Annotated in this window: 1 protein-coding gene; it reads right to left on the bottom strand. The window is 75.2% G+C overall.

Annotated features, from left to right (window positions below; genetic code table 11):
* Window positions 1–2: 2 nt before the first annotated feature.
* Window positions 3–3,020, bottom strand: coding sequence for a protein kinase domain-containing protein (locus HNV26_RS37085; protein WP_171453026.1), 3,018 nt, complete (start codon window positions 3,018–3,020; stop codon window positions 3–5).
* Between the last annotated feature and the right edge of the window lie 426 nt (window positions 3,021–3,446).

Raw genomic sequence — 3,446 nt, forward strand, 5'->3', positions numbered from 1 at the left:
GGTCAGGGCCCCGCCCCTCCCGGACAGTGCCCCAGCTCGGCCCGTGCCTCCCGCGTCTCCTGGGCATAGGCGGCACGCCAGACGGCCAGCTCCTCCCAGGCCCGCCGGGCCTGCTCGCGGGACTCGTTCACCGCTCCCGTCTGGCGCAGCGCCCGCGCCAGACGGCGACGCACCCTGGGCACGCGCGCCGAGACCACCTGGCGGCCCGTGAGGGCCTCCAGCGCGGTCCTCAGCGGCGCCAGGGCCTCGGCGGGCCGGCCTCGTGCGAGCTGCACGTCGCCCAGGACGAGCAGCGCCTCGATGCGCTCGGAGGACAGGGGCCCCAGGTCCTTCTCCATCTCCACCAGCGATTGCTCCACGTGGCGCCGCGCCTCCTCAACCCGCCCCAGGAACAGGAGCGCGTCCGCCAGCGAGCGCAGCCCCGCGCCGTCCACCTCGCCCCTGGCGGCCAGGGCCTCCTGGAGCGCGACCCCCCGGGCATGGTAGCCGCGCGCCTCGTCCAGCCGCCCCAGCAGGCGCAGCAGCCGCCCCACCTCGTGGACGTCCAGGGCCACCTCCGGGAGGGAGGCGCCGTAGACGCGCTCGCGATGCGCCAGCACGCCGCGCGCGTGCGCCAGCTCCTCGCGCCGCTCGCCCTGCTCTCCCAGGATGCCCATCCGGTTCGAGGCCGTCCCCAGCAGCACCGGGCTGGCCGCGGCCACGCTCTTGCGCGCCACGGCCCAGCCCTCCTCCGCGGCCTGCCGCGCCCGGGCGGCGTGTCCCCACTCGAAATACACCACGGCCAGGTTGGACAACGCCCGGGCCACCGACAGGTTGTTCCCACCCAGCGTCTGGCGAAGGATTCCGAGCGCCCGCTGGAGGACGGACTCGGCGCGCTCCAGTTCGCCCAGGAGCGCCAGCGTCCCGCCCAGGTTGAGCAGGGCCCGTCCGGTGTCCCGGTGCGCCGGGCCGAAGTGCTCCTCATGCAGGCGCAGCGCCTCTTCCTGCCAGCGCTTCGCCTCCAGCAGCCGCCCCTGACGGCGGATCAGCAGGCCCAGCCGGCCGCTCAGCTCCGCGTGCGAGTGCGTCTGTCCCCGCGCGCCGACGGCCTCCAGCGACGCACGCAGCAGCGGCTCCGCCTCCGCGAAGCGGCCCTCCTGCTCCAGGAGCTCCGCCTGCACGTTGTCCAGCAGCGTGTCCAGCTCCGCGTCCCGGAGCGTCTCCGCCACCGCGCGCGCCCGGTGCAGGAAGGGCCACGCCTCTTGAGGCCGCCCCAGGCCGTACCCGTGCAGCCAGGCCTGGGCCCTCAGCACCCGCGCGAGCACGCCCGGCTCCCGCCCGGCCTCGGCCGCCAGCGAGCCCCGCGCCAGCGACTCGCGCGCGTCCTCGAACGCGCCGGAGTCCTCCTGCAGGAACGCGCAGAGCTGGTGCGCCTCCGCCTCCAGGGGGCGATGCCGGGTGGCGAGCGCGCGCTCGCGGGCGGGGAGCGCGATCCGCAGGGCCTCCGGCGTATGGCCCGCGAGCATCTGCGCGTGCGCCCGGGCCAGGTCCGCGCGCACGGCGTCCACCTCCGCGCGGACCTCCGGGTCGTCCGGGGGCGACACCGCCTCCTGCAGCGTCCGCACGTCCGCGCACCGCCCCACGCCGCCCAGTGAACCGCCCAGCCCGAAGCCCCGCTCCACCGTCCGCGCGTCCGCGCCCTGGAGCGCCACGGTCAGCCGGGACAGCGCTCCCAGCCGCTGGTCCAGGCACGTCATCCGGAGCCCGAGCACCGCCTCCGACTGCTCACCAAAGACGTGCGCCGCCTCACAGGCGGACCGGTGCGCGGACGCCCAGTCCCGGGCCCACCGGTCCAGCGTGGAGGCCACGGCCTGGAAGGAGGCCTCCGCGTCCGGAGCCCGGGTGGCCAGGAAGGCCCGGCGCGTGGACTCGCGCACGGTGGCATCCCAGATGCCCGCGAGGTGCCGCTCACTGCCCTGACACGTCTCGGCCGGCACCGCCGCCGCCGGCCCCAGCAGGAGGAACCCCAGGCCCACCAGCCCTCCCGCGACCCCCGCCGCGACGGCGCTGCGCGTCCAGGCCCCCGCGTCCCGCGTGAGGCGGGCCCGCAGGGCGTCCATCGACTCGAAGCGGCGGGTGGGGTCCGCGCTCAGCCCGCGGCGCACCAGCGCCTTGAGCCAGCCCGGCACGCCCGGCTGCTCGGGGCGCACCGCCTGCCGCTCCATCGACGCCAGCAGCTCCTCGCGCGTCGCGCCCTCGAAGGGGCGCTGCCCGTGGAGGGCCTCGTAGAGGGCCACGCAGAAGGCGAACTGGTCGGAGCGCGCATCCCCCCGCTCGCCGCGCAGCTGCTCGGGTGCGGCGTAGGCCGGTGTCCCCAGCACCGTCCCCGTCCGCGTGAGGTCCCCACTGCCTGGGAGCAGGGGCCCGGACCTCGAGCCCTGCGCCACCGTCGCGTTGGCGAGGCCGAAGTCGGTGATGCGCACCTGCCCGTCGCGCGTCAGCAGGACGTTGTCCGGCTTGAAGTCCCGGTGGACGATGCCCAGCGCGTGCATCGCCGCCAGGCCCTCCGCCGCCTGCACGAAGCGCGCGACCTTCTCCCTTCGGGTGCGCGGCTTCTCCAGCAGCCACCGCCGCAGCGTGCCGCCCTCCACCAGCTCCATCACCAGGAAGAGCTGCCCCTGGTGCTCCCCCACGTCATGGAGCTGCGCCACACGCGGATGCGACAGCCGCGCCATCGTCCGCGCCTCGCGCTCCAGCCGCTGCCGCGCCTCCGTCAGCGAGTCCTCACTCAGCCGCCCCGGGTTCAGCAGCTTCAGCGCCACCTTCCGGTCCAGCTCCGGGTCATACGCCGCATGGACCCGGCCCATGCCGCCCTCGCCCAGCAACCCCAGCACCACATAGCGCCCCACCCGCATGCCCGTGACGATTTGTCCCGCGTCGGGCGCCGGGGTCTCCATCGCGCTCAGCGCCGCGAGCACGCCACGGCACTCAGGGCAGCCCGCCACATGCGCGCGCACCTCGCGCATCCCCTCCGCCCCCATCAGCCGCGCGCCCAGCACGTCCGAGGCGAAGGCCTCGACGTAGAGGGGTCTCAGCATCCCCGTCACCACCGCGCCGGCTGGGTTGTAGTTGGGGTTGCCCCGGTTGTTGTAGCGGCGCACCAGGTGCCCGGACAGCAGCGTGTAGGACTCCAGGGCGCCCATCCACACGAAGTTCGGCGCGTCGCCTCCCACCATCAGGTTCTGCACCACCTGGCCCCAGTCGGAGAGCTCGTCCCAGTCCTCCTTGCGCACCAGACTGGCGCCCGCCTCTGCGCCCCACATGCGCAGGCGCACCGGAGCGCCAACTACATCGCGCTCACCGGACAGAGGCTGTCACCCAGCGCCTTCTTCGAGCGATTCAACCACGCCTTCGGGCAGTTGATGCGAGAGGTGGCCAGTCGGGCCGTGCAGGCCGTGCGAGAGGCA

It is taken from the genome of Myxococcus xanthus, assembly GCF_013116825.1.
In the GTDB taxonomy this organism is placed as follows: Bacteria; Myxococcota; Myxococcia; order Myxococcales; family Myxococcaceae; genus Myxococcus; species Myxococcus xanthus_B.